General features: G+C 54.3%; 9 protein-coding genes. 4 read left to right on the forward strand and 5 right to left on the reverse strand.

The annotated features are described in order from the left end of the window. Nucleotides 1-60: 60 nt before the first annotated feature. Both murJ and recA read right to left on the reverse strand, forming a co-directional pair. On the reverse strand, nt 61-1,767 hold the full coding sequence (gene murJ, locus NDI45_RS22270) for a murein biosynthesis integral membrane protein MurJ (RefSeq protein WP_190793249.1): 1,707 nt from the start codon (nt 1,765-1,767) through the stop codon (nt 61-63). A 133-nt stretch (nt 1,768-1,900) separates the two neighbouring features. Beyond that, nucleotides 1,901-3,040 (reverse strand): recombinase RecA, encoded by a 1,140-nt coding sequence (gene recA, locus NDI45_RS22275; protein WP_348248799.1) that lies wholly within the window; start codon nt 3,038-3,040, stop codon nt 1,901-1,903. A gap of 370 nt (nt 3,041-3,410) precedes the next feature. On the opposite strand from recA, the gene xseA reads away from it, so the two are divergent. Further along, nucleotides 3,411-4,718 (forward strand): exodeoxyribonuclease VII large subunit, encoded by a 1,308-nt coding sequence (xseA, locus tag NDI45_RS22280; RefSeq protein WP_190791956.1) that lies wholly within the window; start codon nt 3,411-3,413, stop codon nt 4,716-4,718. Between the two features lie 26 nt (nt 4,719-4,744). After that, nucleotides 4,745-4,996, forward strand: a complete 252-nt coding sequence (xseB, locus tag NDI45_RS22285; RefSeq protein ID WP_190791963.1) for an exodeoxyribonuclease VII small subunit — start codon at nt 4,745-4,747, stop codon at nt 4,994-4,996. A gap of 70 nt (nt 4,997-5,066) precedes the next feature. Here xseB and NDI45_RS22290 read toward each other — a convergent pair whose 3' ends face one another. Continuing rightward, nucleotides 5,067-6,137, reverse strand: coding sequence for a hypothetical protein (locus tag NDI45_RS22290; protein ID WP_348248801.1), 1,071 nt, complete (start codon nt 6,135-6,137; stop codon nt 5,067-5,069). A 237-nt stretch (nt 6,138-6,374) separates the two neighbouring features. Continuing rightward, on the reverse strand, nt 6,375-8,366 hold the full coding sequence (locus NDI45_RS22295; protein ID WP_348248803.1) for a S8 family serine peptidase: 1,992 nt from the start codon (nt 8,364-8,366) through the stop codon (nt 6,375-6,377). Between the two features lie 320 nt (nt 8,367-8,686). Between NDI45_RS22295 and NDI45_RS22300 the strand changes: the two genes are divergently transcribed. Beyond that, complete coding sequence (locus NDI45_RS22300) at nt 8,687-9,244, forward strand: hypothetical protein (RefSeq protein WP_190791959.1); 558 nt, start codon at nt 8,687-8,689, stop codon at nt 9,242-9,244. A gap of 43 nt (nt 9,245-9,287) precedes the next feature. On the opposite strand, the gene NDI45_RS22305 is transcribed toward NDI45_RS22300, so the two are convergent. After that, complete coding sequence (locus tag NDI45_RS22305; RefSeq protein ID WP_190791960.1) at nt 9,288-11,405, reverse strand: sensor histidine kinase; 2,118 nt, start codon at nt 11,403-11,405, stop codon at nt 9,288-9,290. A 298-nt stretch (nt 11,406-11,703) separates the two neighbouring features. On the opposite strand from NDI45_RS22305, the gene NDI45_RS22310 reads away from it, so the two are divergent. After that, the gene (locus tag NDI45_RS22310) at nt 11,704-13,551 is read left to right on the forward strand and encodes a serine/threonine-protein kinase (protein ID WP_190791961.1); all 1,848 of its coding nucleotides are present in this window, start codon (nt 11,704-11,706) and stop codon (nt 13,549-13,551) included. Nucleotides 13,552-13,777: the final 226 nt, after the last annotated feature.

The raw sequence follows: 13,777 nt of genomic DNA on the forward strand, positions 1-13,777 counted from the left end.
ATGAGGCTGTTTCATAATTCTGCTATCGGGTGATTCTACAACACTCGGCAAGCCCGCCGTTTAAGTTCTCGTTCTGCTGCGTCTCAGGAGGCGATCGACCAACTGATTCACTTCTGGCAAGCGCATCTGGACGGCAAACAGTCCAAACACAACCAATCCGGCAAGTCCGGCAAGGCAGACCTGGAGCAGCAGCACCCCAAAGCTATCTGTTCCCAGCACCTGCTCTAAGCCGTAGCGTGTGCCCCAGGCGGCAAATCCGGCAATCACGCTGCCGATCGCGAGTCCGACAAAGGGCTGACTCCACTGGGCGATTGGCAATCCATTCAGACGGCGATTTAGCACAACTATCATTGCCACCGTAGAAATTAGATTCACGCCCACCGTTGCCAGGATGATGCCAGGTGCGCCAAACGGTTTCACCAGCAGAAAGTCCAAAACTGCATTAATGACAATATTCACGATGCTAATGCGAAACGGCGTGTCGGCATCTTCGAGCGCATAAAACACCCGCACCAGCACATCGCGCCCCAGATACACAAACATCCCCACGGCGTAGGCAATCAGCACGGTGGCAGTCAGCCGAGCATCTTCTTCTTTGAAGGCAAATCGCTCATAAATGACGCGACAGATGGGGACGGCGAGGGCGATCGTCAGCGCGCTCAGGGGCAGCATTGTAATCGCGGTCATCAGAAGTCCCTGGCGAATTCGGTCCTTCAGTTCGTCCCAGTGTTCAGGAGCCGCCAGCCGTGAAAATACAGGCAGCAGCGGAACCAGAATTACGTTTGACAACACGCCGATCGGGGTTTGAATCAGCAAGCCTGCATAGCCCATTGCTGACACTGCCGCCGCCGCATTCGGGATAAACGAGGCGAAAAATAGATCCGTCCAGACGTTGATTTGCAGCATTCCCGACGAAAAAGTTGCCGGACCCATGATGCGAATTACTTCCTGCACTTCGGGACGCTGAAACTCAAACCGTAGCCGAAATCCGCCCAAGCCCGATCGCCACTGCGCCGGAAGCTGAATCAGCCACTGCAAAACAGCTCCTGCCAGCGTAGACCAAGCCAGCACTGCCCCGCCGATCGCCGCGTATTCGGGCTGGGTCATGCGCTCGCCGAGTGTTAAAGCTAATCCGATTAATCCAATTAGCACGGTGACGCTGGAAAACAGAGGACTCACCGAGGGCAGCCAGTATTGATCGGCAGCATTTAGCACACCGAAGCCAATCCCGATCAGCCCGGCAAGAACCGCCATCGGAGCCATAATGCGAAACTGCTCGATCGCGATCGCCCTGGTTTGCTCCAGAGTGGCGTAGGTTGCCACAGAAATGCCCTGTGCCTGTGCTTCTGCCGCTGAAATGTAGAGTCCGGGTGCGACCAGGCGCATCATCGGTTCGGCAAACACAATTAAGGCGATCGTCACGATCAGCAGCACTCCGACCACCAGCGTGGTAATGGTTTCGATGATCGGCGCGACTTCTTCCTGCTTGCGCTTTGCCAAAACGCTGACCATCGCGCTGTGAAACGGACCATTGATACCGCCCAGCAAAATCAGCAAAAACCCCGGAATCACGTAGGCAAAGTTGTATGCGCCGTAGGCTGGACCGACCCCAAAGGCTGCGGCAATTCCCTGCTGGCGAACCAGTCCAAAGATTTTGCTGAGCAGCGTTGCCACTGCCACAATTCCGGCAATGGTCATCAGCGATCGGGTTTTCTTTGGGTCAGCCGTTTTCTTTGCGTCGGGCACGGTGTCGATCGGCAAAAACATCGATCTCACTTAAGCACAAATTCAGCCCTGATTCTCGAATCAGCCCGACAAAAAACAAGGGGCAAAAAGCCCCCTGTCTAAACTGCTCAGTTTTGCTTAAATCGCTCGTGAGGCTGACAAGCTGCGAAAAGCCTTACTCCTCATCGAGCAGCTCATCGCCGTCGTCATCACTTTCGTCCGGTAAACCCACCGAGTTCGCGGAAACCACTGCGCCCTTATCCAGCTTTTCGCGCACCAGCTTTTCGACTTCCTGAGCAAATTCCGGCTTTTCTTCCAGGTATTTGATCGCGTTGTCGCGTCCCTGGCTAATGTTTTCGCCGTTGTAGCTGTACCATGCGCCGCGCCGCACCAAAACGCTGGTTTCCTCTGCCATATCAACCAGACAGCCCATCGTCGAGATGCCCTTACCAAAGATGATGTCAAACTCAGCGATGCGGAAGGGAGGTGCAACTTTGTTTTTAGCGACTTTGACTTTGGCGCGAATGCCAAACTCCTCAGTGCCCTTCTTCAGGGTTTGCACCCGGCGAATGTCGAGGCGAACCGAAGCATAAAACTTGAGCGCGTTACCGCCCGTGGTTGTTTCCGGGTTGCCGTAGGAAATGCCAATTTTTTGGCGGAGCTGGTTGAGGAAGACGACGCTACAGCCTGTTTTACCGATGTTGCCCGTAATCTTCCGCAGTGCCTGGCTCATCAGACGGGCCTGCAAGCCGACGTGAGCATCGCCCATTTCGCCTTCAATTTCTGCGCGAGGAACCAGGGCTGCGACCGAGTCCACCACGACGACATCAACGGCATTCGATCGCACCAACTGATCGACAATTTCCAGCGCGGCTTCACCCGTATCGGGCTGAGATACCAGCAGGTTTTCGATATCGACGCCTAACGCTGCGGAATAGGCAGGGTCAAGGGCATGTTCTGCATCCACGTATGCCGCCACACCGCCCCGCTTTTGAACTTCGGCGACCGCATGAAGGGCAAGCGTTGTTTTACCTGAACTCTCTGGACCGTAAACCTCAATAATTCTGCCTTTAGGAAACCCGCCGCCCAGTGCCAGATCGAGGGTGAGTGCGCCGCTTGGAATGGTTTCAATTTTCATCCGGGTTGCGTCGCCCAGCCGCATAATCGTGCCTTTGCCAAAGGTGCGATCGATCTGAGTGAGTACCAGATTCAGGGCTTTTTCCCGTCCTGGGTCGCGTCCATTAGTTTCCCGACTGGTTGTGTCGCGTCCGTTCGTCTCGCGTCCGTTTGTGTCGTTACTCGTCGCTTTAGCCATTCGCACCTCAAAACAAGAGTGTATGTAATTCAGTGGTGTAATTCAGGAATGCAATCAATGAAATGCAATCAACGAATGGAATTCCTGACTGGGCTTCAGAGGTTCTGCATCCCAGAGAACTGTCTGATTCAACCGACTTTCGTTACCTTAGAAAGAAGTCCTGCTACTCCTACTTATATTTTAGTCCTTTTTTCTTCGACCATACAAACGTACTAAATAAAATAAGATTTAACCAGAGGTCCAACGCTTGATTCCTCCGCTAAGGTTAGATTTAGTTCTTTTCCTGATGCGATACTGCCCTTTTGCCTTTCCTGCTTCCCTTCTGATGATTGTTGATTAACCTGACTGATTGCCCTGAGTTCGATCGCCCATGACCTCTAATCTGCCCAACCTGCTGATTCCAGATACAGCTCTGTCGGTGACAGGGTTGACGGACTATATTCAGGCATTGTTGGAGCAAGATCATCAGCTTCGGCAAGTGTGGGTTACGGGCGAGGTATCGAGTGCTTCCCGCTATCGAAGTGGCTTGTTTTTCACACTGCAAGACCCGGACGCGCAGGCAGCGATCAACTGTGTGGTGTGGAGCAGTCAGCTCAATCGACTGGCAACCGTGCCCGTTCCGGGCGATCAGCTTATTTTGCTGGGGCGAGTTCATGTGCATCCTCAGCGCGGGACTTATCAACTCATTATCTGGCAAGCACTTCCGGCGGGCGAGGGTTTGCGGGCACTGCGCTATCGTCAGCTTCGCAATCGGCTGGAGTCTGAGGGGCTGTTCGACCCCGATCGCAAACGTCCTTTACCGCTTTATCCGCAGACGATCGCTGTCGTCACTTCCCCGCAAGCTGCTGCCTGGGGGGACATTCAGCGCACGCTAAAGCGCCGTTATCCGGGAATGCACGTTTTGTTTTCTCCGGCACTGGTGCAGGGCGATCAGGCTCCTGAGGCGATCGTGCGGGCAATTGAGCGCGTTGAGGCAGACGGACGGGCAGAAGTGCTGATCCTATCGCGGGGCGGCGGCGCAACCGAGGACATGGCTTGCTTTAACGATGAGCGGGTTGTGCGGGCAGTGGCAATGTGTCGCATTCCGGTTGTGGCTGGAATTGGGCATCAGCGGGATGAGTCGCTGGCGGATCTGGTTGCCGATATTTATGCCCATACACCCACCGCTGCCGCGGAGCAGGCAGTTCCCTTATTAGCCGATCTGTTTGCCGAACATCAGCAGCGCGTTCTTGCGCTTAGTCAGGCGGTGGGTACTTCTGTGGATGGGGCAGTGGAGCAGCTCGATCGACTCAAGGGGCGGCTGCGGCGGCTTCATCTCGATCGCCTGATTCGCGAACAGGTGCAGTTCAATGGCTGGCGGCAACAGCGGCTCACGCAGAGCATGAATCAGCAGCTTCAGGCTGCCCAGCAACACTGCGAACTTCTGCATCAAAAACTGAGTGCCCTCGACCCCAGTGCCGTTTTGAAGCGCGGCTATGCCATGATTCGGCAGGAGAACGGAGAAGATGTGCGATCGGCTCAGCAGCTTCAGCCCGGACAGCCGCTCACCCTTCAGCTTGCCCAGGGACAGGTAAAAGCGATCGTGACCGAAGTAATGCCTGCCCCCACAGATTTAACCCATCCAAATTCAACGGCTCCAGACTTAAACCCCCATCTCAGCCCTAAATCCCAGCAATGAACGAACCAGACTTTTTGCCCGCTTCGATGCCTGCTCAGCGTACCCGTCCCGGTGGCGACTCGCTCTTTCCACCCGACTGGAGCTATGAGCAAACCGTTTCTCAGATCGAAGGCATTATCGATCGCATCGAGCAGGGTGAGCTGGAGCTTGCCGAAGTTTTCGATCAGTTTGCGACGGCAGTCGAGCAACTGCGCCAGTGCGAAACGTTTCTTAATCGGCAGCAGCAGCAGGTAGATTTGCTGATCGAGACACTGCTGGATGAGGCAGAGCCTTTTTAATCCAATCTCACGTTTTAATTCAGCCTCAGACTTTTAATCCAAGCTCATAATCCAATCTCATACAGACGTCTTATACAAAACGGCTTGCACTTAATCGATCGACTTGTGTATTTGCCACGACTGCCAGCACGTCTGCACCAGCGCGGAGAACGGCATCGGCTCCCTGCTGCTGAATGCCCAAGCTGCGGAATTCCAGATTGCTCGGCAGTTGAATTTGATCCTGTCCGGGCTGGAAATCCTGAATTACCGTAACCCCATTGCCGCGCTGAAGACTGAAGATATCGCGGTTGGCGCCACCGACCAGGACATTATTACCGCCATCGCCTGAGAGCCGATCGCTTCCAAGTCCACCAGAGAGCTGATCATCGCCCCTGCCGCCCAGCAGGGTATCTGCCCCGCCCCTGCCCTGCATCACGTCATTCCCGCGATCGCCTACCAAAATTTCACTGCGATTTGCGCCGATAAGCACGTCGTTTGCTGCACTACCTGCGATCGGGATCTGGCGACGGTTGGTTCTGCCTGTACTGCCGCCGTTTCCACCCAAAGCGCCAGGGGCAAAAAGCTGATTAATATTGCCGCGAAAGTTGCTTAGATCGATCAAGCCAGAGAGGTCAATCCCGGTTCCGCTGCCGAAATTGCCGCCAAAACTGCCGCTCCCGAAACTGCCACCAAAACTGCCGCCGCCTCGATTGGAAGTGCCGCCTAAGTTAGAGCTGCCAAAGCTTGAATTTCTAAAGGTATTGCCTGCGCTATTGCCCGTTGAATTCCCGAAACCCGCATTCCCTGAACGTCCGATCGAATTGCCTAGCCCAGCGTTCGCTAAGCTGCCCGTCGAGAAGAAGTTCGTCTGCGGCTGCGCGGTAAAACCCGACCTGTTATTTGTCAGGTTATTGGTCAAATTATTCGTTAGGGTATCACCAGAAGCACTGTTGCCGCTCGTTCCCGTCGTGTTAACCCGGTTTGAGTTAACCACCGTTTCACCCGTTGTGTTATTGAAGTTGGAACTGTTAGAAAGTGGGTCGTTAAACGTGCTGATACTGCTGGAATCAAACTGAGTTGAGCCAGAGGTCAGTCTGCCCGTCGTGTTGTTAGAGAAGCTGCTAAACCCCGTTGAAGAACCCGAAGAAAATGATGTAACCATCGCGTTAACAGGTTACCCACCTGGACGACTAAGCAAATTGACTACTGAGCCAATGACTGAGCAAATTGCGAATGCAAAGCCTCGTCCTGGGTTAAGCCAACTCGCTCATTCAAGACTACCGTTATGGTAGCAATCGCCCCTCTTTCCTGCGCTCCATCTTCAGAAGCAACTGCCCATCCTCTAGCGAAGGATTGTTTGCTGCTGGTCGGTTTGCCGCTGGTTTATTTGCAGAGTTTCCTAAACGCTAATCTCGATCGCAAAACTGCGGAGCATTCCCGTATCTCGTGCGGCTTTGTCAGTGACTTCGAGTGTCCAGGTTCCCTGCGGAGCCAGGTTGAGCAGCGGTTCCAGCGCAGGAACATTTGCCGGATCGAAGGTTCTTTGCAGATTATCGGTATCGTCCTCAGCGCGATCGTGCAGAATGATGGGCTGCTGACTGAGCGATTCCGGTGGATACAGTATCACGACCAGATCGCCAATGTAAGAATGCTCAAGGTCGATCGTCACTTGGATCGATTGCATTGGCTCAATGCTGCCCACGGCGAGCAGTAATCGGGCAGTTTCAAAGTCGCGAATGGGGACATCCTGCACAACCCGATAAAGTTGCTTTAGGGTATCGCTGCTCGGCAGGGCGAGTTCAACCGCTTTTCGGGCATTCACCCGACCATAGCCATAAAACGGGCTGCGTCCGGTGGCATCGTACTGTCCACCTTCCGGATCGATCGGGTCGCAGGACTGCCGCAAAATGTCGCGCACCTGATCCCACCTCAAATCAGGATTTCTTGCCAAAATCAGCGCCACCACCCCAGCCACACCCGGAGTCGAACTCGACGTGCCGCCAAAGGCATTCGTATAGTTACCCACGCGATCGCCGCGCACAGCGTCACCCGGATTGTAGCCTACTGCTCCAGAACGATCGGTCGTCCAGATGCCGGGTGTGAGCGAAGGTTGACCGTCATTGCTGGGAAAGGCACACCAGACTGCTTTGCCATAGTCGCTGTACAGGCTTCGCACGCCAACATCGTTAGAGGCAGCCACGGCGATCACTTTTGAATAGCTGGCGTAGCCGTCGTTATCAACGCTTTCGTTTCCGTTTCCGGCAGCAAACAGCACCACACAGCCTTTGCCATTGCGTCCTTGCGTTACGGCATAGTCGATCGCCAGTCGGGTCGAATCTGCGAGGGGAACCACCTGCTGATGCAGCGGATCGTTTGGATCCCACCATGCGCCGTCGGGCGGACCCCAGCTACAGGAAATCACATCTGCGCCATTTTGCGCTGCCCAAACAAAGGCATCGGCTTCTGCCTGCGATCGAAGTCCCGATGCCAGCCGAATCGGAATCAGCTTTGCTTGTGGAGCCACACCCGACGCGCCAAAATTGCCGTTTGCACAGGCAACGCCCGCACAGGCAGTTCCGTGGTCTTCGCCCTGTCCGGGACGCGGATCGTCGGTCTGGCGAGTGACATCTCTGGGCGCGACGATTTTACCAGACGACCGAAATTCTTCATGGTCGATATCGACCCCATCGTCAATCACTGCAATGATCGTGCCTGCGCCCCGGCTCAGTTCCCAGGCAGATTCGACATTCGCACTGGCATTAATTTCGCGTCCGTCGATCGTTGTCGTTGCCAAATGCCACTGGTATGGAAAGACCTGCCTTGTCCGCGTGTCGCTGATCAGTTCTGGGTGACAAAGTTCGACGATCGATTCTTGCAGCAGCCTTTCTGCCAGATCAAAAACTGCCAAGCCTGTTCCCTGAGTCGCCGCCACAAAATAGGCATTGTGGGCGTAGGTTAGGGGTCGTTTTATGCTTAACCCATAGCGAACCAGCAACGCTTCGCACGCCTCCGGCGACTGATCTTTGAAAAACTTAATGAATAAATTCTCGCTGTAGAGTACGGGCTGCATTGACGCAGGATTGATCAGCACCCGTCCGGCAAATTCCAGTTCGGATTCAGTGCTCAGCATTTCGCGGGCAGCATCGCACAAAGACGTATCCGACTGCGGAGCCTTGGTTTTCAGCACTTCGACCCCGGCCTGGCGAAAGCGCATCGTCAGCTCAAAGTTTTGGTTCAACATCTGGTATGCCTGCTGCGAGAGCGGGGCAACCTCAAACGATCGCCGACTCATCATGGCTGCCCGGTTGATTGTGCGAACGGCTAAATGCTCCTGGCTGATAGCGAACTCGTAGCGCTGCCCGTTTTTGCCCCCATACTGAACCCGAACCATTGCAATCTTCCTTTGTTGTGGATAACCAAATGCGTATTACTTCCTTCGAGTTATAGCCCTGGCTGACAATGGATTGGGTCAGCCTTGCTGAAATTTAACATCGCCATGCGATTGTCTCGTGCGATCAATCTATCGCTCAACCGATCGGGACAGAGTGCAGGGAGTAACCCCCTCAATTCCCTGCTCTGCCAAACCCAGCCATAAAGATAACCTTACCGAAAGATGATTCTGGCTAAGGTTGCGGTAGGGTGAAATGAAATAGCCGGTTTTTGATCCATCCTTCCTTCATCGTTGATCATTTTGATAAAAGCGGGTGCAGCGTGAGTGTTCAGAGCAACCCATTTGAGCAGTTTCCAGCGCGAGTTGAAATTCAGGAATCGACTACCCCGCAGGGAGAACGGCAGAGCCTCGCCTATGTGCGGCAGTCTAACTATTTCGCCGTGCATTTTCAGCAGTCGTTCCAGTCTTTGCTGCCCGTTTCTCGCATCGCCTCCGAAGCCGTCCTCACGCTGGAAGAACGCATCGCCATCTTTCGCGGCAGCCCCGACACCCATCGATCGACCGCTGCGCAACCAGCAGCCATCAGTGCCGTTTATGCCTTAGAACCGGGCGGATCGATCGCTGTGCCCACCGGACAGGTCTTTTTGCGCCTCGTCGATGGCGTTCCGATCGAAACTCACCAAACCCTCATCCAGCAAGCGGGCTATCAAGTCAGCCAAATCCTTGTTTATGCCCCCAATGCCGCCTGGCTACGCCCCCAATCCGGTGAAATTGCCGATGCCCTGCGCCTTTTGCCCCGACTGGAAGCGATCGATTCGGTGGAGGTGGTGGAGCCGCAGATGGTGATGGGGCGATCGAAGCGAGAATTGGAGGGGTAGAGGGACTCATCCACTCATCCAATCCACCCTCACGCATCTACCCTCACGCCACTGGCAACGTAAACCAAAACAACGTCCCCTGCCCCGGCTCACTCTCGACCCCGATCGCCCCGCCATGCGCTTCAATAATCTGGTGGCAAAGATAGAGTCCGAGTCCGAGTCCGACGGATTTGGGTTTTTTGCTGCCGCGATAGTAGGGGTCAAAGAGGCGATCGCGCTGTTCGGATTTGATGCCGATGCCGTTGTCGCTTACGGTGCAGAAGATCCATTCGTCGCGGGGTTCAGCGGTGAGGGTGATGGTGAGTCCGGGCGGGTTGTGCTTGAGGGCGTTTGCCATCAGGTTTTGATACACTCGGGCGAGCTGAAGCGGATCAGCTTTGATCAAAGGGAGATCGGTGGGAATGCGATCGATCAGGCTGGTGCGCTCTTTCTCAAACATGGGTTGTAGGTCTGAGGTTGCGGAATGCACTAAATCGCAGAGGGCAATTGGTTCTGGGTGAAGGGCGATGCCCCAGATCTCGGCGGCATGGCTATCAATGAGAGAGTTAATCAGTTCGAGCTGTCGCTGGTTGCTTTCCTGCATTCGGGTCAGGATTTTGCGCGGTACTTTTAGGTCGTCTCCGGACTGTTCGCTCAGGTTGTTGAGCACCATTGCCGTTCCCAACACGGGGTTGCGAAGATCGTGGGAAACAGCGTGCAGAAATAAATTGAGCTGGCGGCGCAGTTCGGCTTCCAGGGTTTCGAGCTGCTTGTTTTTTTGCTCCAGTCCTTGCGAGTATTCGGCAAGCTGCTGGTGGGACTGCTTGAGCTGATGTCGCATGTGGTTAAATGCCCCTGCCAGGGTGCCCAGTTCGCCCGATCGCTGAATTTGCACTTCCCGATCCCAGTCTCCTTCTGCTAAGGCTTCGGCGGCGCGGCTCATTTCCAGAATCGGGCGGGCGATCCAGCGGCTCGTTGCAATTCCCAAAGCGATCGCCACCAGCAGCGCGATCAGACAAAGCAAAATGGTGATCCGCGTGTTGGCATTAATCTTCGCCATGAATTCTTCTTCGGGAATCACGACGACGACGAGCCAATCTAAGCCGCGAAACCCACTTCGGCGATCGATGCCTGGAAAAGGCTGTACTTTCACAAATCGCCGCTTGCCGTTCTCATGAAACTCAAACTCCTGGGAGCGCGAAATGTTGCTCAAATTGCCATAGCTTCGCTGTAGGAAACTGGCAGTGGCGCGGGTGAGGCTATTCTGGCTGTCCCGGACGTTGATCAGCTTTTTTTCCTGTTCTTCCAGGCGAAACGGCTTTTCTCCGGTGGAGGTGGCAATCAAGTCGCCGTCTGGCTCCAGGATGAAAATTTGCCCCGTGCTGCCCACCTTCAGGTCGCAGAGAAACTGTCCGATTCCTGCCAAGCTGAGGGTGGCATCGGCAACGCCCAGCAAATTGCCCTGGCGATCGGAAAAGGGGCGATCGGCGGAAATGACCGGAGCGTTATCGGTCACAGTGTAGTACGGGTCAACCCATACCAGTGAACCTGCCTGCACTGCGGATTGATACCAGGGGCGACGACGCGGATCGTAGGTGGGCACTGTTTGTGTCAGTTTGATCCGCCTGCCCCACTGGTTGAGCGACCAAACCCGCAAAATGCCGTCTCTGCGAATATCGCGAATGCTAAGTTCAAGCTGATTGTCTATGTTGTAGCCGATATCGATGTAGCTACCCGTTTCGGTTGCAAGCGCAATAAAGGTTAATCCGCTCGGTTGAGCCGTCGTTGGTTTGAAACATCGCTGATCCGAAGAACTGGTCGGATTAAAGGGCTGATTGCTGAACTGCTGAAACTGCTCCCACAGATACGGCTCCAGGCTGGAAATATTTTCGAAATCAAGCAAGCCCAGCCGCACATTGTCGGCGTTCATCTCGGTCACAATCTGAGGAATTCGCAGATAGGTTTCGAGGGTTTGCCGGGTTCGATCACTGGCTTCTCGCTCGAGCTGGCTGACCAGATCGCGCACCGCATCCTGCCCATTGCGATAGGACAAATAGCCCGTCACTCCCACGATCGCCACAATTTGCAGCAGAAACGGGATGATCAAAATTGCCCGCAGCGGAACTCGTTTAGAAAGGCTGGCGAGCGGTTTTAGCAGAGTACGACGAAGCGACGATCGCATGGGGATACAGCCAACTGCCGAGGATAGTCTTATTGTCAGCTATTGTCCGATTGATAGACGGAAACAACGCTCCTTTTCACGATTTCGTAACCTGTTTGGTATCGGGTCGTCATCACCAACAGCCAAAGCCTGGAGTGCCGCAACTTTCCGCTCAAAAGACTGCGAAGGATTTGAGGCTGTGCCATGATGTTGCTGGAAAAAAGATCAGGGTTAAGACTTCCTTTGACTGCCTGATGGCGATCGCTTTGGGGGAAGAGTGGATTAGGTTGTCCTTGTTAAACCCAGCAGATTGAGCAGCGTGAACTTCTTACGATTTCTTCAATTAGAATCGCCAAACACCCTACTGGGCGGACGTTACAAAGTGCTGAAGCAATTGGGCGCGGGCGGATTTGGTCAAACCTTTTTGGCAGAAGATTTGCACCTGCCGGGGAACCCGCACTGCGTGGTCAAGCGGTTGCAGCCTCAGTTTAGCGATCCGGCTGCCCTGCAAACGGCAAAACGTTTGTTTGATACCGAAGCGCAAACGCTCTACGCTCTGGGAAACCACAATCAGATTCCCAAGCTGCTGGCGCACTTTGAGCAGAATCAGGAGTTTTATCTGGTTCAAGAACTCGTTGTGGGACACTGCCTCAGCCAGGAGGTGAAAAACGGACATCCCTGGAGCGAGGCGCAAGTGGTTGGGCTGATGCGAGACATTCTGGAAGTGCTGGCATTTGTGCATCAGCAAAATGTGATTCATCGCGACATCAAGCCTGACAACCTGATCCGCCGTCACGCAGACGGCAAAATTGTGCTGATCGACTTTGGCGCAGTCAAGCAAGCTACAACGCAATTACTGAACACAGCGGCTCAATCCAGGCTGACGATCGCGATCGGCACACCAGGCTATATGCCAAACGAGCAACTGGCAGGCAATCCGCGTTTTAGCAGCGATATCTTTGCGGTTGGCATGATTGGCATTCATGCATTGACGGGCATCTCCCCCCGATCGCTTCCTCAAAATCCTCAGACCAGCGAAATCGAATGGCAAGACCGGGTGGCTAAAGCGAATTCAGAAGTGAATTCGGATCTGGCTGCCGTTTTAAACAAAATGGTGCGCTACGACTTTCGCGCTCGCTATTCGACTGCGGCTGAAGCCCTGACAGCGATCGATCAAGTTCCCATTGCGGCAGAACCGCCTCCCCTGACCGCTCCTCCTGCTACAGCATCTGGAAGTTCTGTGGCTTCGTTTGTCCCGGTGGGAACCACGGCTCCCCTGCCTGTCACTCAAGCGCGATCGTTGACTTCGGGTGCTTCAGGGGAAATTCCTGCGACTGCGCCGTTGAGCCAAAACGCAACGCTGCCCATTAGCCCGATGACAATGACCGCCAGGGCAGGACAACTGAAGCAGTTTGCCCGTTCTCAGCCAAAGAAAATGGGGTTATTTGCGGCTGGTGTTGTCGGATCAGTCCTGTTGGTTTCGCTGGTGAAACCGCTATTTTCTCCTCGTCCTGCCAGCGATTCGGCAGAAACCGTGAACACTGCCAGTCCTGCATCCTCTCCCGCATCCCCCAGTCCTGCTGCCTCCTCAGACCCACAAACACAGGCAACTCCACTGTTGGCACAGGCGGACAAGCTGCGAGAACAAAACCAATTTCAGCAGGCAGTTCAAACTTATGACCAGGCGATCGCCCTTGATCCGAATGCCCCGGAAGCTCACTGGGGACGCTGCTATAGCTTGAACACGCTAGAGCAATTTGCCAACGCGATTACAGCCTGCGATCGTGCCCTGAAGCTCAACCCTGGCTATGCAGAAGCGCTGTGGAGCAAAGGTTACGCACTCGATCGACAGGGACAAGACCAAGCTGCACTAACGCTATATGAGCAGGCGATCGATCGCAAGCCCAATTTTGCCCAAGCCTGGAGCAACAAGGGAACTGCGCTAATACAGCTCAACCGTCCATCGGAAGCACTCGCCGCCTTTGATCGGGCGATCGAGCTTGATTCTAGCCTGGCGGAGGCATGGAACAATCGGGGAGCAGCTTTGTGGAGTTTGCGCCGCTTTGAGGAAGCCCTTGCCTCGGTAGAACGTGCCACCCAAATTCAACCCAATTATCCAGATGCCCTCAGTTTGCAGCAACAGATGCGGCAGAAATTAGGCAAATAAGTTAGGCAAAGTCAGTTAGGCAACTCAATAGGCAAATTATAGGCAAATCAATAGGAGCTTGCTATCCAGTTCTACTGCTTATAAGTTCCGCTGCTTGTAAAAAGAGGAACTCAAAAAAAGCGGGATTGAAGGCATTTCGTAGAGCGATACCCTCAATCCCCAGCACTCATCGAATCTGACGAACTACTCCTGATATTTTTATTGTGGTTTAGCCAGCCAAAACCTC

Origin of the sequence: Leptolyngbya sp. GB1-A1 (assembly GCF_039962475.1) — a bacterium.
In the GTDB taxonomy this organism is placed as follows: Bacteria; Cyanobacteriota; Cyanobacteriia; order Elainellales; family Elainellaceae; genus Leptolyngbya_A.

Bases quoted from the DNA above. Each gene is read 5' to 3' on its own strand.
- murJ (WP_190793249.1), bottom strand. From the start codon at position 1,767: ATGTTTTTGCCGATCGACACCGTGCCCGACGCAAAGAAAACGGCTGAC.
- recA (WP_348248799.1), bottom strand. From the start codon at position 3,040: ATGGCTAAAGCGACGAGTAACGACACAAACGGACGCGAGACGAACGGA.
- xseA (WP_190791956.1), top strand. From the start codon at position 3,411: ATGACCTCTAATCTGCCCAACCTGCTGATTCCAGATACAGCTCTGTCG.
- xseB (WP_190791963.1), top strand. From the start codon at position 4,745: ATGCCTGCTCAGCGTACCCGTCCCGGTGGCGACTCGCTCTTTCCACCC.
- NDI45_RS22290 (WP_348248801.1), bottom strand. From the start codon at position 6,137: ATGGTTACATCATTTTCTTCGGGTTCTTCAACGGGGTTTAGCAGCTTC.
- NDI45_RS22295 (WP_348248803.1), bottom strand. From the start codon at position 8,366: ATGGTTCGGGTTCAGTATGGGGGCAAAAACGGGCAGCGCTACGAGTTC.
- NDI45_RS22305 (WP_190791960.1), bottom strand. From the start codon at position 11,405: ATGCGATCGTCGCTTCGTCGTACTCTGCTAAAACCGCTCGCCAGCCTT.